Origin of the sequence: Pseudomonas sp. BJa5 (assembly GCF_030272875.2) — a bacterium.
In the GTDB taxonomy this organism is placed as follows: Bacteria; Pseudomonadota; Gammaproteobacteria; order Pseudomonadales; family Pseudomonadaceae; genus Aquipseudomonas.
In genome coordinates, this window is sequence record NZ_JALRNG020000152.1 from 1 (window position 1) to 269 (window position 269).

A 269-nucleotide genomic window follows, 5' to 3' on the forward strand; every position below is an offset into this window, starting at 1 on the left:
TCAAGGCCGATCCGGCCGCTGGCAGGGTGACCGTGGAGGGGATCGAGGCGCACTACGTCGGGCAGGCGGGGGGGTTGATGAGCGCGGACCGGGGGGGGAGCGACTGCATCGAGCTCAGGAAGTCGGCGTTCTTCGATCTGGTCAAGGTGAACGTAGACGCGCTCAAGGCGCTGTTCGAGATGGATGTCGCCAACGTGGCCGTGCATGGCCACGCTGGGCACTTCGTCTTCGATGTCAACGACTAGGTGGTGGAGGCCCAGGCCAAGGCG

At 65.8% G+C, this 269-nt stretch carries 1 pseudogene; it reads left to right on the plus strand.

What is annotated here, in order from left to right:
- A pseudogene (locus M2D63_RS25810) lies at positions 1-245 on the plus strand (peptidylprolyl isomerase); the annotation flags it as partial.
- Positions 246-269: the final 24 nt, after the last annotated feature.